This window comes from Weissella bombi (genome assembly GCF_900094835.1).
Lineage (GTDB): Bacteria > Bacillota > Bacilli > Lactobacillales > Lactobacillaceae > Weissella > Weissella bombi.
Window position 1 is genome coordinate 151,890 of the sequence record NZ_FMAO01000002.1, and the last position, 26,311, is coordinate 178,200.

At 37.3% G+C, this 26,311-nt stretch carries 25 protein-coding genes; 17 read left to right on the top strand and 8 right to left on the bottom strand.

Annotated features, from left to right (window positions below; all coding sequences use genetic code 11):
• Positions 1-21: 21 nt before the first annotated feature.
• Positions 22-318 carry a hypothetical protein gene (locus GA0061074_RS02870; RefSeq protein ID WP_092461672.1) on the bottom strand — a complete coding sequence of 99 codons (297 nt, stop codon included), beginning with the start codon at positions 316-318 and terminating at the stop codon, positions 22-24.
• Positions 319-460: 142 nt separating this feature from the next.
• Positions 461-1,522 carry a tRNA dihydrouridine synthase gene (locus GA0061074_RS02875; RefSeq protein WP_092461674.1) on the bottom strand — a complete coding sequence of 354 codons (1,062 nt, stop codon included), beginning with the start codon at positions 1,520-1,522 and terminating at the stop codon, positions 461-463.
• Between the two features lie 219 nt (positions 1,523-1,741).
• Here GA0061074_RS02875 and GA0061074_RS02880 point away from each other — a divergent pair, with 219 nt between their 5' ends.
• The 5 genes from GA0061074_RS02880 to GA0061074_RS02900 all read left to right on the top strand — a co-directional run bounded on the left by GA0061074_RS02880 (position 1,742) and on the right by GA0061074_RS02900 (position 7,537).
• Positions 1,742-2,740, top strand: coding sequence for a YeiH family protein (locus GA0061074_RS02880; protein ID WP_092461677.1), 999 nt, complete (start codon positions 1,742-1,744; stop codon positions 2,738-2,740).
• A 153-nt stretch (positions 2,741-2,893) separates the two neighbouring features.
• Positions 2,894-3,445 (top strand): 3'-5' exonuclease, encoded by a 552-nt coding sequence (locus tag GA0061074_RS02885; RefSeq protein ID WP_092461679.1) that lies wholly within the window; start codon positions 2,894-2,896, stop codon positions 3,443-3,445.
• Between the two features lie 193 nt (positions 3,446-3,638).
• The gene (locus GA0061074_RS02890) at positions 3,639-4,151 is read left to right on the top strand and encodes a GNAT family N-acetyltransferase (RefSeq protein ID WP_092461681.1); all 513 of its coding nucleotides are present in this window, start codon (positions 3,639-3,641) and stop codon (positions 4,149-4,151) included.
• A gap of 369 nt (positions 4,152-4,520) precedes the next feature.
• Entirely contained in the window at positions 4,521-5,921 is a 1,401-nt protein-coding gene (locus tag GA0061074_RS02895) for an APC family permease (RefSeq protein WP_092461683.1), read from the top strand.
• A 143-nt stretch (positions 5,922-6,064) separates the two neighbouring features.
• A complete protein-coding gene (locus tag GA0061074_RS02900) occupies positions 6,065-7,537 on the top strand; it encodes an MDR family MFS transporter (protein WP_240005830.1) in 1,473 nt (490 codons plus the stop codon).
• A gap of 92 nt (positions 7,538-7,629) precedes the next feature.
• Here the strand turns inward: GA0061074_RS02900 and GA0061074_RS02905 are convergent, their stop codons facing one another.
• Positions 7,630-9,477, bottom strand: a complete 1,848-nt coding sequence (locus GA0061074_RS02905; RefSeq protein ID WP_092461685.1) for an FAD/NAD(P)-binding protein — start codon at positions 9,475-9,477, stop codon at positions 7,630-7,632.
• The gene (locus GA0061074_RS02910; protein ID WP_092461687.1) at positions 9,474-10,139 is read right to left on the bottom strand and encodes an NAD(P)H-hydrate epimerase; all 666 of its coding nucleotides are present in this window, start codon (positions 10,137-10,139) and stop codon (positions 9,474-9,476) included. The genes GA0061074_RS02905 and GA0061074_RS02910 overlap by 4 nt, the downstream gene beginning before the upstream one ends.
• Positions 10,140-10,276: 137 nt before the next feature.
• Between GA0061074_RS02910 and GA0061074_RS02915 the strand changes: the two genes are divergently transcribed.
• Entirely contained in the window at positions 10,277-10,615 is a 339-nt protein-coding gene (locus tag GA0061074_RS02915; protein WP_092461689.1) for a hypothetical protein, read from the top strand.
• Positions 10,616-10,731: 116 nt separating this feature from the next.
• Positions 10,732-11,436 (top strand): MIP/aquaporin family protein, encoded by a 705-nt coding sequence (locus tag GA0061074_RS02920; protein ID WP_174855268.1) that lies wholly within the window; start codon positions 10,732-10,734, stop codon positions 11,434-11,436.
• A gap of 357 nt (positions 11,437-11,793) precedes the next feature.
• Here GA0061074_RS02920 and GA0061074_RS02925 read toward each other — a convergent pair whose 3' ends face one another.
• Together GA0061074_RS02925 and GA0061074_RS02930 are read right to left on the bottom strand one after the other, a co-directional pair.
• Positions 11,794-12,279, bottom strand: coding sequence for a phosphatidylglycerophosphatase A family protein (locus GA0061074_RS02925; RefSeq protein ID WP_092461691.1), 486 nt, complete (start codon positions 12,277-12,279; stop codon positions 11,794-11,796).
• Between the two features lie 56 nt (positions 12,280-12,335).
• On the bottom strand, positions 12,336-13,256 hold the full coding sequence (locus GA0061074_RS02930) for an NADP-dependent oxidoreductase (RefSeq protein WP_092461694.1): 921 nt from the start codon (positions 13,254-13,256) through the stop codon (positions 12,336-12,338).
• A gap of 396 nt (positions 13,257-13,652) precedes the next feature.
• On the opposite strand from GA0061074_RS02930, the gene GA0061074_RS02935 reads away from it, so the two are divergent.
• Both GA0061074_RS02935 and GA0061074_RS02940 read left to right on the top strand, forming a co-directional pair.
• Complete coding sequence (locus GA0061074_RS02935; RefSeq protein ID WP_092461696.1) at positions 13,653-14,981, top strand: APC family permease; 1,329 nt, start codon at positions 13,653-13,655, stop codon at positions 14,979-14,981.
• 103 nt (positions 14,982-15,084) lie between these two features.
• Positions 15,085-15,531, top strand: coding sequence for a transposase (locus GA0061074_RS02940; protein WP_092461698.1), 447 nt, complete (start codon positions 15,085-15,087; stop codon positions 15,529-15,531).
• Positions 15,532-15,584: 53 nt separating this feature from the next.
• On the opposite strand, the gene GA0061074_RS02945 is transcribed toward GA0061074_RS02940, so the two are convergent.
• The gene (locus GA0061074_RS02945; protein ID WP_092461700.1) at positions 15,585-16,979 is read right to left on the bottom strand and encodes an amino acid permease; all 1,395 of its coding nucleotides are present in this window, start codon (positions 16,977-16,979) and stop codon (positions 15,585-15,587) included.
• Between the two features lie 430 nt (positions 16,980-17,409).
• Between GA0061074_RS02945 and GA0061074_RS02950 the strand changes: the two genes are divergently transcribed.
• From GA0061074_RS02950 to GA0061074_RS02965, 4 genes are all read left to right on the top strand, one after another.
• Positions 17,410-18,819, top strand: coding sequence for an APC family permease (locus GA0061074_RS02950; RefSeq protein WP_092461702.1), 1,410 nt, complete (start codon positions 17,410-17,412; stop codon positions 18,817-18,819).
• A 133-nt stretch (positions 18,820-18,952) separates the two neighbouring features.
• Positions 18,953-19,942, top strand: a complete 990-nt coding sequence (locus GA0061074_RS02955) for an asparaginase (protein ID WP_092461704.1) — start codon at positions 18,953-18,955, stop codon at positions 19,940-19,942.
• A 23-nt stretch (positions 19,943-19,965) separates the two neighbouring features.
• On the top strand, positions 19,966-20,280 hold the full coding sequence (locus GA0061074_RS02960) for a YdbC family protein (RefSeq protein ID WP_092461706.1): 315 nt from the start codon (positions 19,966-19,968) through the stop codon (positions 20,278-20,280).
• Between the two features lie 180 nt (positions 20,281-20,460).
• The gene (locus GA0061074_RS02965) at positions 20,461-21,030 is read left to right on the top strand and encodes a hypothetical protein (RefSeq protein ID WP_092461708.1); all 570 of its coding nucleotides are present in this window, start codon (positions 20,461-20,463) and stop codon (positions 21,028-21,030) included.
• On the opposite strand, the gene GA0061074_RS02970 is transcribed toward GA0061074_RS02965, so the two are convergent.
• The gene (locus tag GA0061074_RS02970) at positions 21,027-21,401 is read right to left on the bottom strand and encodes a PaaI family thioesterase (RefSeq protein WP_092461710.1); all 375 of its coding nucleotides are present in this window, start codon (positions 21,399-21,401) and stop codon (positions 21,027-21,029) included. The genes GA0061074_RS02965 and GA0061074_RS02970 overlap by 4 nt on opposite strands.
• Positions 21,402-21,533: 132 nt before the next feature.
• Between GA0061074_RS02970 and menB the strand changes: the two genes are divergently transcribed.
• The 4 genes from menB to GA0061074_RS02990 all read left to right on the top strand — a co-directional run bounded on the left by menB (position 21,534) and on the right by GA0061074_RS02990 (position 26,289).
• Complete coding sequence (menB, locus tag GA0061074_RS02975) at positions 21,534-22,352, top strand: 1,4-dihydroxy-2-naphthoyl-CoA synthase (protein WP_092461712.1); 819 nt, start codon at positions 21,534-21,536, stop codon at positions 22,350-22,352.
• Positions 22,353-22,441: 89 nt separating this feature from the next.
• The gene (locus GA0061074_RS02980) at positions 22,442-23,893 is read left to right on the top strand and encodes an o-succinylbenzoate--CoA ligase (protein ID WP_092461714.1); all 1,452 of its coding nucleotides are present in this window, start codon (positions 22,442-22,444) and stop codon (positions 23,891-23,893) included.
• A gap of 277 nt (positions 23,894-24,170) precedes the next feature.
• The gene (locus tag GA0061074_RS02985; protein WP_092461716.1) at positions 24,171-24,692 is read left to right on the top strand and encodes a GNAT family N-acetyltransferase; all 522 of its coding nucleotides are present in this window, start codon (positions 24,171-24,173) and stop codon (positions 24,690-24,692) included.
• Between the two features lie 244 nt (positions 24,693-24,936).
• Positions 24,937-26,289: an APC family permease gene (locus GA0061074_RS02990; RefSeq protein WP_092461718.1), complete on the top strand. Its 1,353-nt coding sequence runs from the start codon at positions 24,937-24,939 to the stop codon at positions 26,287-26,289.
• Positions 26,290-26,311: the final 22 nt, after the last annotated feature.

The window sequence follows — 26,311 nt, forward strand, 5'->3', positions numbered from 1 at the left end:
TTTTTTATTTTGAATCATTAGTTAAAACCATAAATTAGAAAAGAAAGCACCAATACCAGCGCCCTCATTAACGTTGTTAACTTGGGAAATGTCTAGGGCTATTCTAGTAAGAAATTTAGGTGCTTGGTAATTATGTTGTAATTGATAGAAATTAATGTCTGCTTTTAAATCAAGTAGAGCCTTGTTGAGATTATGATCTTTTTTTTCATTAAATTTTAGGAAAATGGCATTTAATTCTGGAGTGGATTTTGTTTCTTTTGCGTGTGCACTTTTATCAATTAAAGTAAGTAACTCACTAAGATTGTTTTTATTACTCATGAAAAAATTTACCTTTCTGGATTAATTACGTTGAAATTATATCATGCTATATATGTTGGATGATTAATTATATTGAACGTTAAAAAGGTCCATTAATCTCACCATTATGAATGGCAGATTAACGGACCTTGAATATTTTTAACTATTTTGTCGTGATAGCAATAGTATCAGATGCTTTTTGAGCAGCCCATTGCTTATCAAATTGGTCAAGTAGCTCGCGAACTTGTGTTGTATTGGTTGTATCCATCAATGCGACACGTAAATCAGAAGCATATGAGAAGTGACGGACATAAATCTTGAAGAAACGCTTTAATTTTTGGAAGTGCATTGGTCCAAATTTTGCCGTAAATTGATCATATAGATCTAATTGCATACGTAACAAAGTAAGTGTCTCATCCAAGGTGTGTTCTCTAGGGGTGATTTCAAACGCGAATGGATTTTCAAAGATACCACGACCAATCATGATACCGTCGATACCAGGGTGTTGGCGCACTAATTCAAGTCCATCTTCACGATCCTTGATATCACCATTGATTTGAAGCAAAGTATTAGGCGCAATTTCATCACGTAATGCAATTAAACGGTCGATATACTCATAGTGAGCGGGAACCTTTGACATCTCTTTACGTGTACGCATGTGTACGGTTAACAATGGAATGTCTTGCTTTAGCAAGAACGGAATCCATTCTTCAAAAGTATCGATTTGATTGAAACCAAGGCGTGTTTTAACAGACACAGCTAGACCAGCGGCTTTAGCTGCAGCAATAACATTTTTGGCATCTTCGAAATGACGAATTAAATCTGAACCACCACCATTTTTAACAACGGTTGCTGCAGGGCAACCCATGTTTAAATCAAGGGCTTCGTAACCACGTTCTTTTAAGTCATAACTAGCGGCTTCAAAATCTTCTGGACGATTTCCCCATAGTTGGGCAACCGGCATTTTTTCTGATTCTTCTACGTATAGACGTCCTTGCACCGTAAATTTTGCTTTTGGATGAGTAATACTACGGGCGTTTGTAAATTCTGTAAAGTAGACGTCAGGACCACCAGCTTTAGCGACAACGCGACGGAAAACTGAATCAGTAACAGCTTCCATTGGTGCCATTGTAAAGAATGGTATTTTTTCTAGACCGGGGACGGCCGGATGCTTTTGAGCATCATCTACGACTTTTTGCCAATAAGGCGATTTTACTTGGACCATTTCAAGTTCCTTTCATTGTTAAATATGTATTTTTTCATGTACAAAATTATTTTTTAAAACCTTATCCATATTAGCGATATTTCACATAATTTTCAAGATATTAACTTGTAAAAAGTACATAATTGTTAATTCCAGTGTGCATATGAACCTTTCTTAGAGTGGTCTTAAAGAATAAGGTGTATAATATGAGCTCGTGAATGTATATTTAAGGAGTTTGTTATGAGAATCAAGAAAAATATGGTGGCAGGAATTTTGCTGACGTTGGTGTTGGCAGTTGTTGCAAAGCTTTTAGCACCATTTTTACCAAAATTGGGCGCAGAAGCATTGGCCATGTTAGCTGGAATTGTTTTAGGAAATACAGTGTTTGCTAATCAGCGGTGGGGTGCCGGTGTTAAATGGGCAGAAAAGTATCCAATTGAGATTGGAATTGCGTTGTTAGGACTAAATGTTACTTTGCAGAATATGGAATCACTCGGATGGAGTGGAGTTATCTTCATTTTGCTACAAATGACATTAACTATTTTATTTGTTATGTGGATTGGTGGTCGTGTCTTTAAGGTATCATCACAATCAGCAATGATGATGGGTGCTGGAAATGCTGTCTGTGGATCTAGTGCGATTGCATCAGTTGCACCAGCTGTTGGTGCGACAGATGATCAACGACGGACAACAGTTGCGACAGTTTCGCTAGCTGGAGTTGTCCTACTATTTGTTTTGCCAGTAATTGGACCAGCTATTTTGCCAAATAACATGATGGTTAGTGCCTTGATTGGTGGAACCGTACAATCTGTTGGTCAAGTTTCTGGTACTGCATCTTTGGTTGGTGGTAGCGTTGTTACCTTTGCTCCAATCTTTAAAATGCTACGTGTGATTATGTTGTCAGTTGTTGTTATTTTTATGGCAAAACATGCCTCAAAGCTTTCAGCACAAACAACAACGGCATCAGCAACAAAGAATAAGTTCAGTATTCCTTGGTTTGTTATTGTATTTATTATTTTCATGTTGTTTAATTCATTTGTGACGTTACCACATGTTCTTACTAATTCAGCACAAGAAATTACAAGTTTCTTTGGAGTTGTTAACTTGGCTGGTATTGGATTAAATCTAAAGTGGTCAACTATCAAGTCATCAGGTGCTAAATTCATGGGTTACGGTTTAGTTACAATCATTTTCCAAGTTGTCGTTGCACTTGCTTTGATTTACGTATTAATGGGATAAATTATTATATTAGCAGATTATCAAAATGTGTTTTTGGTAATCTGCTTTTTTATTATGCATAAAAATAGGTAATATCAGATTAATCATATTATTGTTACAATAAAGAATAGTGGGAATTCATATATTAATTATAATGAGGGAGGCTCCAAAAAAATGTTATTTACGGATTTAGAGAATTACGTTGTGTTTGATTTGGAGATGAATGGTAGTAACCAAATTATCGAAATTGGCGCACTTAAAATTACGGGTTCAAAAAATATTGAGAAATTCTCCGTGATTGTTAATAACCCCCCAGTAGGAAGTGCGATGAAGTCGTTTAAGTACATTACCAAAGCTATGGGTAATAAGGATGGTTGGATTACGCTAGATATGATTCATCATGGTATTTCTGAAGAGCGGGCATTAAGTCGATTTATGCGTTTTGTGGGTGATTATGCTGTTGTTGGTCATGCCATTGTTGATGGGGATGTACAGTTAATTAAAGAAGGTCTACAACGTAATAATTTAGGAAAATGGGATACTCGTGGTAAGTTGTATGACACGCAACAGATTCATGGTGCGATTATGGGTAATCCGCAAGATATTTCTTTAAAAGATTTAGCAGAGTTATATCAAGTTAATGTAGGTGAGCAAAAACATCGTGCATTAGCTGATTCAAAAGAGACGCTGGCTATCTTTTTAGCGATGAAAAAGGCTTGGAGTTAATACGCTGCAAGTCTTTTTTCGTTCATGAAAAATAATAACGAAAAAAATGAGATAAATTCTTATTTAAAAAGTATTGGGTTTTATGTCATGATTTGTTAGTATAATGTTCTGCTATTTAATAATTTAGTAGCTATTAAATAAGAAACGTACCATTATTATTTTCATTAACAATGGGCACGCGGAGGAAACGATTATGTTAATGTACACTAGACCAGCACAAATGAAAGATTTTCCAGAAATTTGGGCTGCATTCCAAGATGGCGTTGCATACTTGGGCGAGCAAGGCGCATCACAATGGCAAGGTGACGGTGCGCCAAGTGAAGCTTTATTTAAAAATGATATTGAAAACGGTTGGGGCATTGTTTTAATTTATGATGGTCAAGTTGCCGGCTATGGTTCATTGGTTCCAGGTCCTGAAGATGAATATGAAATTTTACAAGGTGAATGGGTTGGTGAAGAGCCTGAATATGTGGCCATTCATCGTGTGACAATTAATTCAGCTATTCGTGGTAAAGGCGTTGGGAAAACATTAACGCGTGATTTGGTTAATTTGGCCCGTGCGCGTGGTTATCGCGATATTCGCATTGATACATTTCCAGAAAATGTTATTATGCAAAATGTTATTAAAAAGACGGCATTTACATATAGAGGTATGGTGCCATTCGAATATGGTGATCGGTTAGGTTACCAATTATTAGTAGATTAATTTTTTATGAGACTTTTTTCATAAAAAATTTGACAATATTGCAAATTGGGCTTATTATCTAGAAGGTAAACTAAAAAAAGGAAGTGTAGATTATGCAAGGTCATTTGTCATTAACGCAAGCGTTTAGTTACTTTACGTATTTCGGTTAGTCATCCGAATTATGCGTAAAGTTATTTACGTTGAGCATTTGGATGACGGTAAAGGTATCCAAATGTGTGTGTGAAATCAAAAACACCTTGATATGCATTATCTGCATATACACGTATTGGATATGATTTATTATCCAATGCGTGTTTTTTTATTATATTTAGGTATTATTGGTATATATGACAATGATTTTAGTATTAATTACATAGAAGGAGATTGCGTATGGGAATGTGGCAACGAATGTTTAAAAAAGAGTCGTTAGACACCTATATGAGTAGTGATGAAAATTTTGAGAAAACATTAAATGCAAAAGATTTAATGGCTCTTGGAATTGGGGCGGTTATTGGATCAGGAATTTTCGTTTTGCCTGGAACGGTAGCCGCAACTACAACTGGGCCGGCGATTATTTTTAGTTTTATTTTGGCAGCTTTGGTATCTAGTTTGGTTGCAATGGCCTACTCTGAGATGTCTACGGCAATGCCAGTTGCGGGTTCAGCTTATTCATATGGAAATGTTATTTTTGGTGAAGTAATTGGTTGGGTCTTAGGATGGGCTTTGATTTTGGAGTACATGCTAAGTGTGTCTGCTGTGTCAACTGGCTGGTCAGCATATTTTGCTAACTTAATATCACCGTTAGTTAAAATTCCAACGGCACTATCAGGTGCCTTTGATCCAGCTCATGGTACTTATATTAATATTGTGGCTGTTGTGATTGTATTGTTAGTTGGATTATTGTTGCGTGGTGGTATGCGACAGTCAAAGCGTGTTGAAAATGCGATGGTTGTGTTGAAGTTGGTTATCATCTTGGCATTCATTGTGATTGGCTTCTTCTTCATTAAGAGTAGTAATTACCACCCACTTATTCCAGAGCGTATTAACGGCGCATTTGGTTGGCAAGGAATTATTACCGGAACATCAATGGTCTTCTTTGCTTTCTTGGGATTTGATGCTTTGTCATCATCTGCAGCTGAAGTTAAGAACCCTAAGCGTAATATGCCGATTGGTATTATTGGTACGTTGATTGTGGCTGCTATTTTGTACGGTGCAATGGGACTGGTTTTGACGGGGATGGTACATTACTCAAAGTTGAACGTTGCTGATCCAGCCGCTTTTGCACTACAACAAGTTGGTCAAAATTGGGCATCTTTGATTATTACAATTGGTGCACTAATTGGAATGGCAACAATGATGTACACAATGACTTATGCAGCTTCACGTTTGATTTATGCAGTCGGTCGTGATGGATTACTACCTGGTGGCGTTGGAAAAGTAAACAAGCATGGTAATCCTAATCGTGCCTTGGCAGTTGCAACAATTGTCATCGCCATCTTTAGTGGTTTGGTACCATTGGATAAGTTGGTTGATTTGGTTAACGTTGGAACTTTGTTGGCGTTCGTTGTTGTATCTATTGGAATTTTGCCATTACGTCACCGTAAGGACGTTAATCATGATGGTTACAAAATGCCAGGATATCCAGTTATGCCAATTGTTTCTGCCTTGTTATCAGGATTTTTGATTACGCAATTACATGCTGAAACTTTAATTGCAGCAGGTATTTGGTTTATCATTGGAATTGTTTTGTATATGACATACGGTATTCGTCATTCAAGAATGAATAAGTAAATAAATTTAAATGAAACCAAAATGGCTATTAGTCATTTTGGTTTTTATATTGTAGTCATATATTAATAACGGAGCTTGTAGATAATGTTGGCTGTGTGCTAAGATTGATTGTTAATGGAATTATAAAAATAGGAGTGAGCGTTTTGGAAAAAGAAAAAACGAATAAAGGAATGGTAACATTCGCGCTTTTTATTGCGACGTTTTTGAGTGCCATTGAGGGAACAATCGTTTCGACAGCGATGCCGACGATTGTTGGTGACCTTCATGGTATCTCGATTATGAATTGGGTGTTTTCAATTTTCTTAATGACAAGTACTTTGACGACACCTATTTATGGAAAACTAGCTGATAATATTGGGCGTAAGCCAGTGTTTATTAGTGGATTAATCATATTTTTAGCTGGATCAATGTTAAGTGGACTTTCAGCAAGTATGCCACAATTAATTTTTTGGCGTGCTATTCAAGGAATTGGTGCCGGTGCTGTTTTGCCGATATCAAATACAATTATTGCTGATATTTATCCACCAGAGAAACGTGCACAAATTATGGGAATTAATAATTCAGCCTGGGGTATTGCATCTGTTGCAGCGCCATTGTTAGGTGGTTTGATTGTTGATAACTTTAGTTGGCGTTGGGTATTCTTTATTAATGTACCATTCGGCTTGTTATCAATGGGATTAATTATTGCGTTCCTAAAAGAAAATGCTCGTGTTGGGCACAGTCGTTTGGATGTCTGGGGTGTTGTTTGGTTGTCAGTTGCCATATCAGGATTATTATATGGTGTTGAGTTAATCAACAAGACAACGATAAACGTGTTTGCTGTTGTAATTGTGTTTGCGATGGCAATTATAGGGTTACTTTTGTTTATTAGACAAGAGAAACGCGCAGCTGATCCAATTATTTTGCTTGATTTATTTAAGAATCCGACATTTGCCATACAAAATTTTGCGGTAGGAATGATGTCAGTATTCTTGATTGCGTTTGATGTTTATATTCCATCATGGACACAAGGAATATTAGGCTTGCCAGCCACATTAGCAGGCTTTGCGACAACGCCTAGTTCAATCTTTTGGATTGTTGGATCTTTCTTTGCTGGTAAAATGTTATCAAAGTTAAAGCCACAAAAGATTTTGATGATTAGTATGGGATTGTTAGTTGTTGGTGGAACAGTTATTGCGTTATTGCCAGCAAATGTTTCATTCTATGTATTCTTATTTATCGGTATTTTCTTAGGAATGGGATTTGGTATTACTGTCACTGGCTCAACGATTATTTCACAGAGCGTCGTTGCACCACAACATATTGGAATGGCAACGTCATTTAATACATTAATCCGTAGTTTGTCACAGAGTATTTTTATCTCAATTTTTGGTATTGTTATGAACCAATCGTTACTACATGGTATATCACAACATCCAGAAGCACACTTAAATGTGGATATGTTCAATAAAATGATTAATCCACATACGGTAAATGAGTTACCTAATAAATTGGTACCAGTTATGCATAACATTTATCATTCTGGTTTAAAAAATATCTTTATCATTGCTGTTGTATGTATGGCATTAGCATTCATTTACAATTTGAAGCATCAAGATCAAGATGTTGTACAATAATCCGATGATTTTATAAATTGTAAAGAAAAAAGCGTTTCGAAATTAATCGAAACGCTTTTTCTTTATGTTGTTTTTAATGGATGGAATAAATATTACTCAAAAATCGTATGAGCGATATTTTCGGCATCAATCAAATTTTTATCCGAAATATCAGGGCGAGGTGAGAAGGTTGTAAACCATGACCAACCTTCTGTTGGAACTCCCCAGATAAATAGCCCAGGAACTTCTTGGTCGTGGGTATCGATTGCAGTTAACGTATCTTTATTCATACGCATACCACCGACTGAGTAAGTCGTACCATCTGAACGTGTATACGTTGCTTCACTCAATAATTCGTGGTCACGTAAATTAGCTAACAAAGTATTGTTTGTATTTGTTAGTGATAGTGGTGATAAATGTGCCTCAACTAGATTATCTACTGTCCAACGGTTGTGACGACTATCTGTGACAACGTAATGCGTGTCTTGAATGTCTACTTTTAGACCAGGTCCGGCAACTGTTAATAAGCCAGCTTCAATTAGTGCACGCATTTGCTCAATACGCAAAATTGGTGGGCCAACTGAAATTAATGAGTTGAATGGGTTGAAATGCTTTAAGAATTTCTCGTATTCATCGTCATTAAGATAACCAGCATCTAAATAGTGACGAATAACTGAACGGATGTCACGTAACATATCAAATGCACCGGCGTATGGTGCATCATCATTACCCTTGTAAGCATCATTGATATCCCATGTTAAGTAGTTCATCATGAAGTCGCTATATTCGACTTCTTCAGGAACATCAGCGACAGGATCAAGGATGCGCTTCCAATCCATGATGTATTCTTCGGCAACACCAAATTGGCGAGCTGTTGTATTTAAATCATCACTTTCAGCTAAAGCAGTCATAAAGTGGTTAGCATTAAATGGCCAGGTAATACCAAAATCATTAATTGTATTACGATAATGCTTATATTCTAGCTCTTTTTTCAATAATTTGAAAAAGGCATCATAAGATAATTGACCATCATTTTCGGCGGCTAACTTATCTAAATTCTTATTTGTAAAGAATAGGGGCTTATAGCCGGCATTGACTTTTTGATTGATACCACGTGCATGTAGCGGCAACCCACGGCGTGAACCAGCAATAATATGAGGCTCATTACCAGAAGGTAGATAGTACAAAACACTATTGTTATCACGTGCGAAACGACCACCGCGACCAATTGTTAGCTTGGCTAGGTAGTCAAAAAAGCTTAAACCTAATCCGCGAAGAACAACTTTTTGACGAGCTGGAATTGCATCTAAATGCGCTTCAGCTGGATGAGTTGGCGCGATGTAAAGCATATTTTTGTTGGCATCAGCGGCATCGGCAAAGGCTTGTTGTTCTGGTGACAAGACGCTATCAGTCATACCAGTTGCTAAAATAACTTTGTCGGCAATAAATGACTTACCATCTGCTAAGGTAACAGTGTATTGTGAATCTTGGCGTGCAACGTCAGTAATTTGCTTGCGCTCATAAGATAAGATAACGTTACCAGGTACCTGTGAACCTAAACGTTCATAGAACCATTGTGCGTAGGCACCGAAAAGGGCACGTGAGGTAAAACGATTAGGATTAATGCGGGCAATTTCATCTAGAAAATGTTCTTCATTAATAAATTGACGACGTTCTACATATTCTTTACCGTATGTAACGGCCCACTCGTAAAAATTAGGACCATAAGTAGCTGTGGCAGCATGATTTGGCACTGAAGGATCTGGGAATAACGTCAGTTGGCGTGTGACTGTATTCATCAAAAAAGTAGGATCTTGGTCCGGATTCCAAACACGTCCGCCAATTGGGAAGTTATCATATAAGGTAATGTCAATTGGGTCTGTAGTACCCTTAGCGTAAGACATAAGGCGTTCTAATAATGTTAAATTACGTGGTCCGGCACCGACTAAAACAATTTTCATTGGGTGCTGCTCTCTTTCTTAAAGTTTGATAATTCGTCTGGCGAATAAATACCAATATCTTTGACATAAATATTACCAGATCTTTTAAGTCCTTCGTTTTGCAAAAGGCCTTTCTTAGGATAGGCAAAGGTAACGGTTGCAGTGGCACGAATGGCTGAGCCTAAAATTGCGCCAGTTGTGGCATGTAATCCTGAAGGAATATCAACCGAAACGACTGGAATATTAGCAGAATTAACACGCTTAATCATGTCACCAAGTTTAACTGGGACATGTTTTGATAATCCAGCCCCAAATAGGGCATCAATAATAACGGTGTAGTGACGGAAATCACGCACACGACTATGTGGCATAATACCATAATTACGGGCGATGTCTAATTGTTTAGCAGTATTGGGAGTGGCGCGATGCTCATCTCCTAGTAATAGTAAATCAACGTTAACTCCTTTTTGAGCTAACATTCGGGTAACGGCAATCCCATCACCACCATTATTGCCTAATCCAGCAATGACTAGCACATTGGATAAATCAAAATTACCAGCCCCTAGTACATCAATAACAGCCATAGCTGCTCGTTCCATTAATACTAATGGATGAACACCAATTTCATCAATGGTATAGTGGCTAAATCGTTGCATTTCTTGTGCAGTGACTGACTCAATCATGAAAAGCAATCTCCTTGTAAATTTTATATTAATAATCAATTATTACGTTCACTGTTTATTATATCGCAACTGACTGTTAAAATGTTTCTAGTACAATATTTTTTAATATAAAGTAAGAAAAAAGGAGGAGAGTGACAATGGATGTTGAAAAAATTCCAGAAGATATGCAAGATGTTCGTGATCGCGTTGCATTAATGGCGGGTCGTGGATTTACTGTATCTGAAGAAGATGTCATTAAAGAAGCCTTGAAAGCCGGTTTTCAATCAATCGTTGATGAAAAAATGGATGGTAATTATTATACTGTACGCTGGGATGAAAAGTTTAATGCTTTACAAATCTTAGGTATGGATAATGAGTTAGTTGGATCAGCTGTCCCAAAGGAAGATGGACCTGATTTTATCAAGCAATTTGAGGCAAACGCAACTAACACTTGGTATGCTTTGGATAAGGAAGCTTTAAAAGTTATTGGACGTTAAGTTTAAAAATTGGTAAATAAAGCTGATTTTAAGTGCAATATTGTTATATAGTTAATGTTAGTTTATTTATTTCGTTATTAAACGAAGCAATCTCATTTAAGGAGCAATTATAGATTATGGAAAGTAATATGCGTAAATATCTAGCAGAGTTCTTCGGAACTTTGATGTTAGTCGCTGTAGGTACTGGTACGGTGGTATTAGTTGGCCTACAAACAGGTCCACTTCCTGTTGCCTTGGCATTTGGTATCGCTTTAGCAGCTGGTGCCTATGCCTTTGGCCCAATTTCAGGTGGTCACTTTAACCCAGCTGTTTCTTTGGGTGCAGCCATTAACGGCCGTATCACTTGGGGAGAATTTGTTGGTTATGTGATTTCACAATTAATCGGTGGTCTTGCAGGTTCAGCTGTTGTATGGGCAATCATGCAAAGTGTTGGTGCTAACGCCACAATGATCAAGCAAGTTGGTTTCGGTCAAACTGATTATACAGCTCCTGTATCATTTATTGGTGCAACTATTATTGAGTTGATTTTGACATTCTTGTTCGTTCTAGTTATTTTGATGGTAACTTCAAAGAAGGCTTCTGCATCTTCAGTAGCAGCTCCAATGATTATTGGTTTGACATTGGCTGCATTGATCACTGTCGGTGTTTCAGTTACTGGTGCTTCATTGAACCCTGCACGTTCATTTGGACCAGCAATCTTCTTCGCAATGTTCGGCTCAGCAACAGCATTGACTCACATTGCTGCATACTTCATCGGACCTTTGGTTGGTGGTGCATTAGCTGCACTAGTTGCTAAGTACGGTCTTGGATCAGAAGAATAATAGCGTTTAAAAATAAAGCCATGGTAAACGGAAATGTTTACCATGGCTTTTTTGTGTTTATTGCTTATTTTGTACTTTAAAACGGTAGTTATATCCGCTCTTCATAAACGCGATAAATTTTCAATCCAGGTAATATAAGCCCAATTTTGACCCAGACGCCTGACAGCGTCAGGGCACAAAACAGGTCTTATACCGGAATGTTACCCGCAGATTGGCAAGGCTCTTCCTAAACGCGATAAACTACCAGTCCGTCAAAAATAAGCAATAAATATGTCATACGCCTACGCTTTGCTCCGGCAGCATGCCAAATTTATCACTTATTTTGGACTTCAAAACGGTAGTTATATCAGCTCTTCCTTAATCATGCGCAATCCTTGCTTCCGCTGCCGCTGCAATGGCGGCCACAATATCGTCGATGAAAGTGTTAACTCGGCCACCATCGTGTTGTTCGTCATTTAATTGACCAACGATACCGGGCTTTGTGCGATCTAGATAACCAAAATTGGTCCATGAAATCGTACCGTATACGCCAAGAATTGACATTACTAATTGTTCATCAATACCATACGTTGCGTGGTCACGACTAATGCGGTCTTGTAATGGTGCAGGCAATTGATTTGCTTCAGCTAGGTCATCAATTGCTAAACCAGTCATAATTGCGTCTTGCACCTCAGTCTTGTGTAGGACGTGTTTGATAGAGTCAACGGCATCTTCGTGAGTCATATCAGGAATGTGATCCTTTTGACCGGCAACGGTTAATTCAGCGATTGCGTCTAGACTAACACCACGGTCAGCCAACATTTTAACAACATCTTCATAGTAATCACGTTCAGTAAATAACATCTTTGGGTAAACTCCTTGTTTAATGATGGCCTTATTGTATCAAAGATAGTCGGATATTAAAATTCCGTCATAGTTAATATTGTTTTTCCTTGTAATGAATGTTGACGTGCTTGTTCGTGAATATTTTGTAAGTTAGTTAAGGTAAAGGGTAAAATTTGACCGATACGAATTGTAATTTTTCCTGCTGCCATGTCATCAAACAAGGCTTGTAAGTTTGGACGTTTACCATCTGAGAAAGTGCTGGCAGCATCAATATTAAAGCTGGCAACGGCATCTTCGTCTAGACTAGCTAGGCTACGTAATACGCCACCTTTCTTTAAAATTTTAGCTGATTGAATAGAAACCTGCCCCCCGATTGTATCTAACACAGCATCGAAATCAGAAAGTTCATTTTCATAGGCAGTATTATAATCAACTGGCGTAACATTACCAAATGATTTTAAGTAGTCAAAGTCAGCAGGCTTAGCCGTTGCAAAGACTTTTGCACCAATGTTTAGTGCAGCCTGAATCGCTACGGAACCAACCGCACCAGCACCACCTTGAATAAGGACCTTTTGACCTGGTTGCACATTTAAATCGCGATGAATCATTTGGTATCCAGTTGCCGCACCAATAACAGCAGCAACGGCGTGGGCGTCATCAATATTATCAGGAACTTTAGTGGCAGCAGATTGACCAACTGGTACTAATTGCGCATATGTTTTTTGATGGCGGGTTGCAGCGATGCGATCACCAACTTTGAAATCAGTAACGTCAGAGCCAATTGCAATGACTTCACCAACAACACTAGAACCAGGAATTAAAGGCAATTCTTCGGAATTCCCCATATTTCCAGCGATAAACTTTACGTCATACGGATCGATAGCGATAGCATGATTTTTCACCAATACTTGTTTTTTTAATAATTTAGGCGTTTCAGTTGTAATGGTTGTGAGTCCAGTTACTGGACCATATTGATTTAGTTGAATTGCTTTCATGTTCATATCTCCTAATATTTATATACATCAATAGTGTAACTTAATTTTCTTTTTAAAGGCATAATAAAGAATATTAAATATGCAATATAGATAAAATTGCTTACTTTATGAGAGCAAATTAAAATAAAATTAAAAAACAGTTGTCAAACAATAAGGGCTGTGGTAATTTATTCATATACTAAATCACGAACAAAAGGAGGGCAGACCGTATGAATAAGAATAATTTAAAATTTAATATGATGACGTCCTCTGACTCAACTGTGTTACCAAACAGTTGGGTATTTTGAGGTGATTAATTAACTATCACTAATAAAAGCCATTCAACTTGGGTAATACAGGTTTACTGCTATTACCCAGGATGAATGGCTTTTTTGTTTGGAATAAAGGAGAAGATATATGGAAACAGGCAAGCATGAATTAAGGCGCTCGATGGGCGTGTGGACGGGGATTTCGGTTGTAATTGGAACAGTCATTGGGTCAGGGATTTTCTTTAAACAAGGACAAGTTTTAGAGACAGCAGGGGGCACAAATGCTGGTTTAGCAGCATGGTTAATCGGTGGTTTGATTACATTAGCGGGTGGTTTAACAGTATCAGAAGTTGGATCAAGAATTCCTGAAACTGGTGGCATTTATGTTTATATGAAGAAATTATACGGTGAATTTGTCGGCTTTTTGACAGGTTGGACGCAGGTTGCCATTTATGCACCAGCAATTATTGCCTCAGTGACTGCATACTTTTCACAATTATTTGCAGACTTTTTTGGGATTCCGATGCAATGGGTACCTGTCATTGGCATTATTACATTAATCTTGATTACGACAATGAATTCATTTGATAATCGTATTGCAAGCGCCTTTCAAGTTACGACAACAAGTATTAAGCTAATTCCGATTGCTGCATTAATTATTTTTGGTATGTTTTTTGGTAAGGCAGATGCGTTGGGACAAACGGTAGCTCATGTTACGTCAACAGCGTCTGGAAACTTTGGATTAGCTATTTTAGCAACACTATTTGCTTATGATGGTTGGGCAACGTTGGCAAATTTGGGTGGTGAGTTAAAAAATCCAAGTAAGAATTTACCAAGAGCAATTATTTTTGGATTGTTGATTGTTATTTTAGCTTATGTTGGTGTGACTTATGGTATTTATCAAGCAGTTCCAGCAAATCAAATTGTTGCGCTAGATAGTCAGGTGCCGTATACCGTTGCAAAACAAGCTTTTGGTCAAGTAGGAGGTAAGTTACTAGCGATTGGTATTTTAGTTTCAATGGCAGGAACGTTAAATGGAAAAATGTTGGCATTTCCACGTATGGTCTATGCAATGGCTGATGAGGGCGTTTTACCTCGCTTTTTAAAGCGTATTAATAAGGCAAAGGAACCAATTGCGGCATTATGGACCACGGCTGGTTTAGCTATGATTCTAATTGTCATTTCAGGTGCTGATTGGCTGTCAGATATGGCTGTGTTTGTTATTTGGTTGTTTTATGCGGCAACATTCTGTGGTGTTTTTATTTTAAGAGTACAGGATCGTAAAAATGGTGTTGAGCAGGATGCAACTTTATTTAAAGTACCGTTGTATCCATTGGTACCTATAATTGCAATTGGCGGTGCTTTGTTTGTGTTAATTAATACTCTGATTGCTAGCTTTTCAATGGTTTTGATTTCGTTTGTTTTTGTTGCTATTGGTATCCCAGTTTATTATTATTACCAAGTTAAAAATAAATAATACTGATGAATTAACTACTTATAGGAATACGTAAAATTACCTGCTTATTATAAAAGTATGCGATAATAAATGTACAAGTATAATTAGTAGGGAGTGCATTCGGATGGGAAAATATCATGTGACAAATTATGAACAAATGTCGTTTGATGATTTTAATCAACCAACTGGTTTACCAATTAATCGAGATAATCGATGGGTTGTGCGTGCTGATAATATGCCATGGCATGATTTGGAAGGGCAATATGCGATGGTTTTTACGAGTAATCGTGGACCTAAACCCTTACCATTTCGATTGGTATTTGGTGCTTTGATGATTCAACAGTTGTTAGAATTAACAGATGAAGAAACATTGGAACAAATTAAAGAAAATCCGTACCTACAATATTTTGTCGGTTTACCTGGTTATGTGTATGAACGGCCGTTTAGTTCATCAACATTAAGTCGTGCGCGACAACGTATTGGTGATACGGAAGTTTTGACCATGGTGAATGAAATGGAAGATTTAATGGCGCAAAAAGGCATTACTTCTAAAATTGGTAGACAACATTAGTTATAAAAATAAAGCTCTGCGCTTGTCGAATCGGCAAACGTAGAGCTTTTTAGTTAATCTATTTGTTTATTATTAGATTTACGTGCTTGAATGAAGTAGATAATTGATAACAAAATTAGGAAGCCTGCACCAATACTTACCGAAATACGTGTATCAGGATTGATAAACATAAAAATGACGATGACGATTAATGCTAGTAGGGCAAAGTAATTTGTTAATGGGTAAAGTGGCATTTTAAATGGATGCTTTTCCATCAAATTTTTATTAGCAGCTCTAAAGCGTAGCTCTGAAACTAGAATAACGAACCAAGGTACCATACCTGGTAGCACACTAGAACTATAAACTAACACAAATAGGTCAGCAGTTGATTTGCTATAGGCTGTGAAAACTGTGTTTAAAATAAGACCAAGTAAGATACCACCAGAAATGGCTAAGATAGAAACATAAGGTACTTGATGTGAAGAAATTTTAGATAAAACCTTCGTTGTTTGACCATCTCTTGATAATTTGAATAACATACGACTTGAACTGTAAATACCTGAATTTGCACCAGACATAGCAGCAGTTAGCACAACGAAGTTAATAATTCCGGCCGCTCCTGAAATTCCGACTTTAGCAAATGTTTCAACGAATGGTGATCCAACAGCATCCAGTTGATTCCATGGATAAATTGTTACGATAACAAAAATAGCACCAATATAGAAAATCAAAATACGCCAAACAATTGAGCGAACAGATGCGATAATGGCATGTTTTGGATGTTCAGCTTCACCGGCTGTAATACCAAGAACTTCAATACCTTGGTATGAACCCACAACGATTGATAGGGCGAAGATAAATCCTTTAACACCACCCGTAAAGAAACCACCATGAGCCCATAGGTTAGATAAACCAACAGCATGCCAGTTATTACCCAGTCCTAAGAAGATAACCATCAAACCAAGTACAATCATGATGATAATTGTAACAACTTTAATCATTGCAAAATAAAATTCCATGGTACCGTATGCTTTGGCTGAAGCAAGATTAGCTAATGTTAGGGTAGCAATAACAACCACACCAGAAATCCAACCTGGTAAATGAGGCCACCAATAATTTAAATAAGTGCTAACAGCAACAACCTCACTAATACCAACAACGATATATTGGAAAACATTACTCCATTTTGTTAGATAACCTGCTAAAGGGTGGATGTAATTTGAAGCATAGTCAGCGAATGATCCGGTTGATGGGTTGATAAAAATCATCTCACCTAAGGCACGCATGACTAAGTATAGTAGGATACCTACAAATGCGTAAGCTAATAGAACTGAAGGACCAGTCCACTGAATGGTTGAAGTAGAACCCATGAACAGGCCGACCCCGATTGTTCCCCCCAGGGCGATCATTTGCATCTGACCACCCGTTAAGGACCGTTTTAATTCTAATTTACTTCTGTCTTGCTTCATAAGCTTTTCTCCTTTTTGTTTAAAGAGTATACAAAAAACCCATCCAATTAACCTGCACCGCGAAAAAAGGGTGTCGAGCTGATTGGATGGGTTGCTAATAATCAATAGTTTATTAATAGCACGCTAAATTCCCCAACCAGCCAAGATGGTGGTTGAGGTGGTGGTCGTTATTAAATTGTTATTTTCCATTTTAGACTTAAACATAATGAATGACCTCCATGCGTTAATTAATAACTAGAAGAATAGCATTATTATTTATTAAATTCAAGGGTTATTTTGAAATAATGAAAATTATCGACTTGTTTATTAATCAAATAATAAGAATTTAGTCAGCATTTTCTAATTTTTGATGAGAAAATTTTATCAGTTATATGCCGCTGGTTAATAAATCAGGTGGTGAATAATAATAAATTTTTGCAAGAGGAAAACAATGCGTAAATTAACATTATGGCAAAAAATGTGTCGGTGTGAGAGTCCACAACATTATGCGGATAAAGATGGTAAATTAAAAGCAGTATTGGGTAAACGAGAAATGATTGCGATGGGGATTGGAACTGTGATTGGTGCAGGTGTCTTTACCATGCCCGGAATTGTAGCTGCTGAATATGCTGGACCTGCGGTTGTTATTTCGTTTATTTTGGCTGCCTTAATTGCTGGACTGGCAGCTTTGGCTTATGCCGAATTGGCATCAGCAATGCCTTTTGCGGGTTCAATTTATTCTTGGGCTAACGTTATTTTTGGTGAATTTATTGGATGGTTAGCTGGGTGGGCAATTTTGGCTGAATATTTAATTGCATTAGCATTGGTATCTTCGGCCTGGTCATCATATTTTCAAGGCTATTTAACGGGGTTCGGGTTCGAATTACCGCAATTTTTTCAAGCAGCGTTTAATATTAATAATGGAACTGGATTTGATTTGTTTGGTGCGTTAGCAATTTTATTAGTTGGTTATTTAGCGTGTCGCGGTTTAAAAAATATTGCTCGCATTGAAAATTGGTTGGTGATTGGAAAAATTTTAGTTATTATCTTGTTTATCTTAGTTGGACTGACAGCTGTGCAAGTGAATAATTGGGTGCCCTTTGTACCACAACATCAACCGGGGACACATTTTGGTGGGATGACTGGTATTTTAGCAGGTGCAACACAAATATTTTTTGCATACATTGGCTTTGATACGATTGCCGCTAATTCAGCTGAAGTAAAAAATCCACAAAAAACAATGCCTCAAGCAATTATTGGGACATTAATTATTGCAACAGCCTTGTTTGTTGGTGTTGCGGCAGTACTAACGGGAATGTTTCCATATGAAAAATTTTTAAATAATGCTGAGCCAGCAGCTTGGGCATTACGAGAATCTGGCCATTTATTTACAGCTAATTTGTTGTCGGTCGTTGCATTGGTAGGGATGTTTTCAGGGTTAGTAGCATTGCTAATTGGTGGTTCGCGTCTTATTTATTCATTTGGCCGTGATGGGTTAATGCCCCGACAGTTTGCAAGGATGGATCAAAAGGGATTACCTAAGACAGCTGTTATTATGATAACGATTATTGCGATTATTTTAGGTGCAGTTTTTCCAATTGGCATGCTTGCTAACTTAGTTTCAGCTGGCACATTATTAGCATTTATTGTGGCTGGACTTGCGGTTTTGCGATTACGAAAGCGACAAGATATTGTACACAATGGCTTTAAAATGCCCTGGTTTCCTATTTTACCAATTATGACGGTGTTAGCCTCATTTATCTTATTGTGTTCATTAAACATGGCCGCCATTTGGTTAATGATTGCTTGGTTGGTCGTTGGTATGTTGGTATATTTTTTTTACGGTAGTCAACATGATTAAAAAATAAAATTATTTATTGGAAGCCCAAAGGGTGAAGGCCCTTTAGAGGCTTTATTTTTATTTAACGGTATATTGAGAAAAGTAAGTGTGCGATAATAAGCAATAAGATACGTTTAGATATGGGAGAAAGCCGATGAAAAAATTATTGGTTTTAACGACAGGTGGAACAATTGCCTCTACCAAAACAGAGCAAGGTTTAGCACCTGGGATGACAGCTGATGAATTGATGACTTATGTTGTTCCACGGGATAATGTTCAAATGTCAGTTGAAAATATTATGGGAAAAGATTCAACCAATATGCAACCGGAAGATTGGTTGATTATTGCTGGTCGAATTTTAGAACATGAGGATGAATTTGATGGCTTTATTGTGACTCATGGTACTGATACTATGGGCTACACAGCTGCGGCATTGTCATATTTATTGTATGGCGTTAAAAAGCCAGTTGCACTAACAGGTTCACAGATTCCGTTGGGAGAGTTACAAACGGATGCGATTCGAAATTTGGACGATGCTGTGACGTTTGTTAGTCAAACTCATTTAACCGGGGTTTATTTAGTGTTTAATGGTTTGGTTATGATGGGAACGCGAGCTGTGAAGACAAAAACTAAAAGTTATGATGCGTTTGAAAGTATTAATTATCCATATTTAGCTAGTGTGAATGCTGGCGAAATGGTGTCATTATATGAACCAGAACATGAAGAACATCAGTTGAAATCGCACGCTTCATTAGATCCAAATATATTTGTACTAAAGGCCTTTCCAGGATTGTCAGTTGATATTTTTGATTATTTAGTAGACCATACCCATGGTGTCATTATTGAAAGTTTTGGTAATGGTGGTTTACCATTTCAAAGACGTAATTTGATTCCTGGTATTGAAAAATTAATTGCAGCAAATATTCCAGTTATTATCACAACACAGATTTTAGAAGAAGGCCAAGATATTAATTTGTATGAGGTTGGTAAACGTGTTGCTGATGCAGGCGGCGTGACTGTTGGTGATATGAATACAGAAGCTGTTGTTGCTAAGTTGATGTGGGTGCTAGATCAAACACATGATCCGCAAACAATCACAAAGATGATTCAAACACAAACATCACATGATATCGGTTTCGTTTAATTAGTATGCTTTAGGAGGGACAAATGGCAAAATTATCATATGATATTTTAGAAAAATTTGGTTCACTATCAACTAGCAAGAGTGGTTGGGAACTACAATTGAATTTCGTACAATGGGGTGATAATAAACCTAAGTTTGATTTGCGATCATGGTCACCCGACAATAGTAAAATGGGTAAAGGATTGACGCTGTCACATGAAGAGATAGTAGCCTTGAACAAGTTATTAACGGAGATTTTATCTGCCGAACATGCGCCTATTATCGATAATACGGTTGTTGAAGAACCCGAAGAAAATGAAGAAGGTCATCCTAAATGGGGTCGTTTGGACGATATGTAATTAATGGGTTGGGATACCTGAAATCCTGTTTTTTATTACATTTTTAAGGACATCAGTTCACTATTTGGTGAGTTTGGTGTCTTTTTTATTATGATGAAAAAAGTTAGTTAATGATGTTATTGTTGCACGTTGTTTTGTTGTCTACACTGGTAACAGCGCTTTTGAAATGGGGACAAGACAATGAAATTTGCGATTATTGATGGTATGCTTGCGCAGCGTCAACAATTAGATGTGGTAGTTGTAGCAAATTGGTTAAGTAATCAGGTTAATAAGGTTATCGTTTTAACAGATTTTATGATGTTTGGTTATGCCAAACAACTCTACCAAGCATTGCAAGACAATGATGATACTTGGCAATTTGTACAAAAAGAAAGCATCGTAATGATGCATAAAGAAAAAACGTTCCGCAGTTTGGAACGTCAATTAATAGGTAATGGGACATTACATATTTTTGATTTTAGTCAGATGACAGTTGTTGTGCCTTATGTTGATAGGAAGAGTTCAGAACATTTTTCTAATCAAATAGAACAAATTTCTGATTACTTGTATGGACAGATGAAACCAATGTGTTTATTGCCACCACAACATATTGTTGAGCATCTGGTTACTAAAGGTTGGCGTTATGCCAACGCGCAGACTAATTTAGGACCGATAACTTTAACTGACGCAACTACGACTAGTAAAGTGAATAAAATTGTATATCATAATCAACCATTACCTAATAGTATTTTGTTGACTTTATTAAATTAAGGCTTGCTAGTAATCATAATAGTAACGGTTGAGGTGGCAGTTTTTTGTTGAGTTTCTTCTATAAAAATGTCGACTTGCCAAGTTTGAATACGATGGCCTAGTTTTATTGGTGTCGCATTTGCTATTAGGGTCCCTTGATTTGCAGGCGATAGATGGTGCGTATGAATATCAACACCAACGGGGATGTGTTTGTCATCGGTTATAGATGCTTGGGCTCCCAAGCTAGATGCAGTTTCAGCTAAAAAGGCATTGATACCGCCATGCACGATACCATAAGGTTGTTTGATGTTATCTGAAATAGGTAAGCGAATAATAGTTTTCTCAGCTGAAATGGTGTCAGTTTGCACATTTAGATACTCTAGAGCGTTCATCATGAAACCTCACTTAATATAGATTATTATTCATCATTCTAATATTAATTTGGAAAAAATAATAGAAAAAGTTATACTACTAATAGTGTTTACAGCATAAAAAGAACAAAAAATAGGAAGTGCAGAAGAGATATGACAGTAGAATGGTCAACAGTTAAAGAATATTCAGAAATTTTCTTTGAGCGTGCCGATGCCATCGCAAAAATAACGATGAATAATCCACGACACCACAATGCATTTACACCAGATATGGTGCAAGAAATGATTGATGCGTTTTCAATTGCGCGCGATGATGCCTCAATTGGCGTTATTATTTTAACCGGTGAAGGTGATAAGGCCTTTTCATCTGGTGGTGATCAATCAGTTCGTGGTAATGGTGGTTATGTTGGACATGATCACATTGCTCGTTTGAATGTTTTGGACCTACAACACTTGATGCGTATCATTCCTAAGCCAATTATTGCAATGGTTAAGGGATGGTCAGTTGGTGGTGGTAACATTTTGCAACTAGTTTGTGATTTGACGATTGCCGCTGATAACGCTATGTTTGGTCAAACAGGACCTAAGGTTGGTTCATTTGATGCTGGTTATGGTTCAGGTTACTTGGCACGTGTTATCGGTCATAAGCGTGCCAAAGAAGTTTGGTTCTTAAATAAGTTCTACACAGCAAAAGAAGCTTATGATATGAACTGGATTAACCGTGTAGTACCATTGGCAGAAGTTGAAGATGCAACGATTGAATGGGCTAATATCATTTTGCAAAAGTCACCAACTGCTTTGCGCTTTATTAAGGCCGCAATGAATGCAGATACTGACGGTTTGGCTGGTTTGCAACAATTCGCTGGGGATGCAACGATGTTGTACTACACAACTGATGAAGGAAAAGAAGGAAAGAACGCCTTCCTAGAAAAGCGCGATCCTGATTTTTCAAAGTATCCAAAATTCCCATAAATAAATGATGAGACTCGATAGGTGACCATTAATAATGGCAGCTGTTGAGTTTTTTATCGTTTAAGGATAATTTTAAAAAAGGAATGAATATGGATAATTGGCTAATAAAAAGAGCACAGTTAACGCCTGATCGCTTAGCTGTACATTATCAAGATACTAGGTTAACTTTTGCACAGATGAAAGATCGTGTATTAAAGTTAGCTTCTCAATTGGCAGTCTATACGCAAAATCAAGAACGTGTGGCTGTGATTACATCAAATAATTTACAAGGTTATTTGATGATTTTGGCTGTGCAACAGTTAGGTAAGACGGTTGTTCTAATTAATCGTCGTCTAGCTGCGCGAGAAATTGATTTTCAGTTAAAAGATGCAGCTATTAATGTTGTTGTGCAGGATGATGATTTTAATTTAACGTTATCAAACGTGCAACAACTGACATTTGCAAAAATCTCTGATACAACTGTTGTGGATACTATAACACCAGTGTCTGACTTTGATTTAGAAAAAGTTACATCAATTATGTATACATCAGGCACGACGGGTAATCCCAAAGGTGTAATGCAAACATTTGGTAATCATTTTTATTCAGCTGTTGGTTCAGCATTGAATTTAGGTATTATGCCAAATGACGTTTGGCTAGCTGTAGTACCGATTTTTCATATTAGTGGTTTATCAATTATGATGCGCTCATTGATTTACGGTATGGGTGTACGTTTGGTTGAAAAGTTTGATGTTCAGAAAATTAATGATATTTTGCTTGCTGGTGAGGTAACAACAATTTCTGTGGTACCGATGATGTTGACGCGTTTGTTAGCGGCTTTGCCTACGAATACGCAATATCATCGTAATTTTCGGACGATGTTATTAGGTGGCGGACCTACTGATTTAACGACTCTGCAGAAAGCAACAAATGCTGGTATTGAAGTTGTACAATCGTACGGCATGACTGAAACTGCATCACAAGTAATCGCTTTAGATGCTGCAAACGCACCACGTAAAATTGGTTCGGCTGGTCAACCACTATTGCCGGTTTCCTTGCGGATTGCACATCCAGATAATAAACAACATGGGCGCATTCAAATTAAGTCACCAACATTAGCAGTCGGTTATTTGAATCAACCAGAAAAATATGCAGATTCATTTGAAGACGGTTGGTTTGATACTGGTGACATGGGTTGGATCGATGATGAAGGATTCTTGTATATTGATGGTCGTGAGGGTGATATGATTTCGTCGGGTGGTGAAAATGTTTTCCCTGATGAAATTGAAAGTGCTTATGCGGAGCTATCTGAAATTGCACAAATAGCTGTCGTGGGTGTGCCTGATGAAAAATGGGGTGCAGTACCAATTGCCTTTATTACTTTTAAAGATAATAACGTATTATCCCAAGAAGCTTTGCGTGATTTTGGTCGCGAAATGCTAGCACATTACAAAGTACCCGCTAGATTCTATCAACTTGATGAATTTCCAAGAACAGCTAGTGGCAAAGTACAGCGTCATAAGTTAATGGATGTTATGTCGCATGCTACTCTTATAAATTAATGATTTGAATTTTTTAGATGAAAGTTTATAATAGTCAGTAATCTAGGAAAGGGGGTGATACGTTTTGGCAGATTTAAACAATCAACGAAACGTATCGCCCTTGTAAAAGGAAACAAGGGCGATACGTTCTGTAAGTTAGTAGATAACTACTAACATGATTATGCAGATTGTAATTAATGAGCATAATCAGAGGCATCAAGTGACGAGCTTGGTGCTTTTTTATTACCATGATATAATCGTGGGGAAACAAGAAAATAAGTTAAATGAGGTGTTAAGAATGGAGATCATTGATGTTACGCCAAATACACAAAACGATTGGAAACGCGTTTATGATGAGGCGTTTCCACCATATGAACAACGACCAATTTCGGAATTGTTTGACCTTGTTGAACAACAAGATGCAATAAAGATGCAAGTTGTTGTTGATGAACAAAATGTCGTTGGTATTGTTTATTTATGTGAAATTGGACTATCAAAAGCGTTTGTATTGTATTTTGCTATTGATGCAAATATTCAAAGTAAAGGCTTTGGAAGTCGCGCATTAGCCATGTTGCAAGAACGGTATCCAGGTGGCGTTATTTTGGAAGCCGAAGAGACTGGTACACAGGCTGAAAATGAAGAACAACGAGTTCGTCGTTATGATTTTTATATGCGGAATGGTTTTGAGGATAAGCAATTAATATCTGAAAATTCCGGTGGTACGTTCCACTTATTGGCAAGTACACCTGATATTAATACGACAGAGTATCTACAAGCAATGCATGCAATGTCGATTGAAGCAATTGTAAAGCGTGCTTAGTTGAGTATATGTTAATAAAAGTTTGGGACATCGATCTAATCATTTGGATTGATGCCCTTTTTGTTTTGTATTAGTAATAAAAAGCAAAATGATAAATAAATTTAATTTGTATTAAATATTGTCATTTCTCGCTCATTTTTTGGTAGAATTATGTTTAATAAACAGCTATGGTTTAGAGATGTATTGTGTGTTTAAGCACTTTTAATTCAGTATAAGTAGGACGGAGAAAGGTAGGTTTGTGTGTATGGCACAAAATGGATTAAAACCTAGTATTAGCACATTTGGAATTGTTTCTTTAGGTGCTGGTGGGGTAATTGGTAGTAGTTGGATCTATACAAATAGTCAATTTTTCCATCAATATGGAGCAGGTGGAGAAATTTTTGGACTACTTGCGGCTTCGATTTTAGCGATTTTAGTATCCCTATCATTTGCGGAATTGTCAACGGTTTATCCAAAAGCAGGTGGAGAAGTCGTTTATGGGTATGAAGCGTTTGGTAAAAAAGGTGGTTTATTTGCCGGTTGGGCTTTATTGGGATCATATTTAAGTGCTTTGGCATTTTATGTGACGGCATCAAGTATGTTGTTATCACAAATTATTCCCAAAATCGCAACAGGTCCCGCCTATTCGTTTGCGGGAGCTAAAGTTCATTACACAGAACTAATTTTGGGTGTATTAATTACATTGTTTATTTTCGCCATTAACTATCGTGGTGCTAATTTAACAAGTAATGTGCAGATTGTTTTGTTTATCTTTTTGGTCTTAATCGGTGTTGTCCTTGTAGTTGTTGGGTTTAGCCATGGTAAGCCAAGTAATTTTTGGCCAGCATTCTATGACCATCAAACAAAGGTACCCGAAATTTTCCGCTTTATTTTGCCGGCGATGACATTCTTAACTGGATGGGAATCAATTGGGGTCATGGCTGAAGAAGTTAAGACACCAGCTCGTAAAATTGGTCGTATTGTTGTTATTGCAATTATGATTTCGGCAGCATACTACCTATTAGTATTGCTGGCATCAGCATGGGTTCACCCATGGCAAAGTACGGCAATGATGGAAATGGGAACGGTTGATGCCTTCAAGGCAGAAGGCTTCCCAATTCTTGGAACAGCTGCATTTGTGATTGCGTTCCTAGGTTTGGGAACTAGTTTCTTGGCATTGTTCTCAGCAGCACCACGTTTAATTTACTCATTAGCAGAACAAAAGATTTTGCCAAGTTATTTTGCAAAGGTTCACCCTAAGTATGGCACACCAAGTCGTGCAATCGTGATGACATTAATTTTGGTATTGGCATTAGGTTGGCTTGGAAAAGGTGCTTTGACGTACTTCTTGGATATTGGTGGATTCCTAACAGCTTTGGCTTGGGGAATTAATGCCTTTAACTTGTTGGCAATTCGTAAGAAGCATCCTGAGCTAAAGGGTGGTTTCCGTAATAAGCATCTATCATTGCCTGTTATTGGTGGTGTGATTGCCATTTTGATTGCCGTATCAACTATTATTCCTGGAACGTCGGTTTCATTGGTTTGGCCATATGAATACGTTATTTTAGGTATCTGGATTGTAATTGGTTTGGTAAGTTACTTTACGGGTAAAAAATAAAATTAGCGTAAAGAGAGTTGTG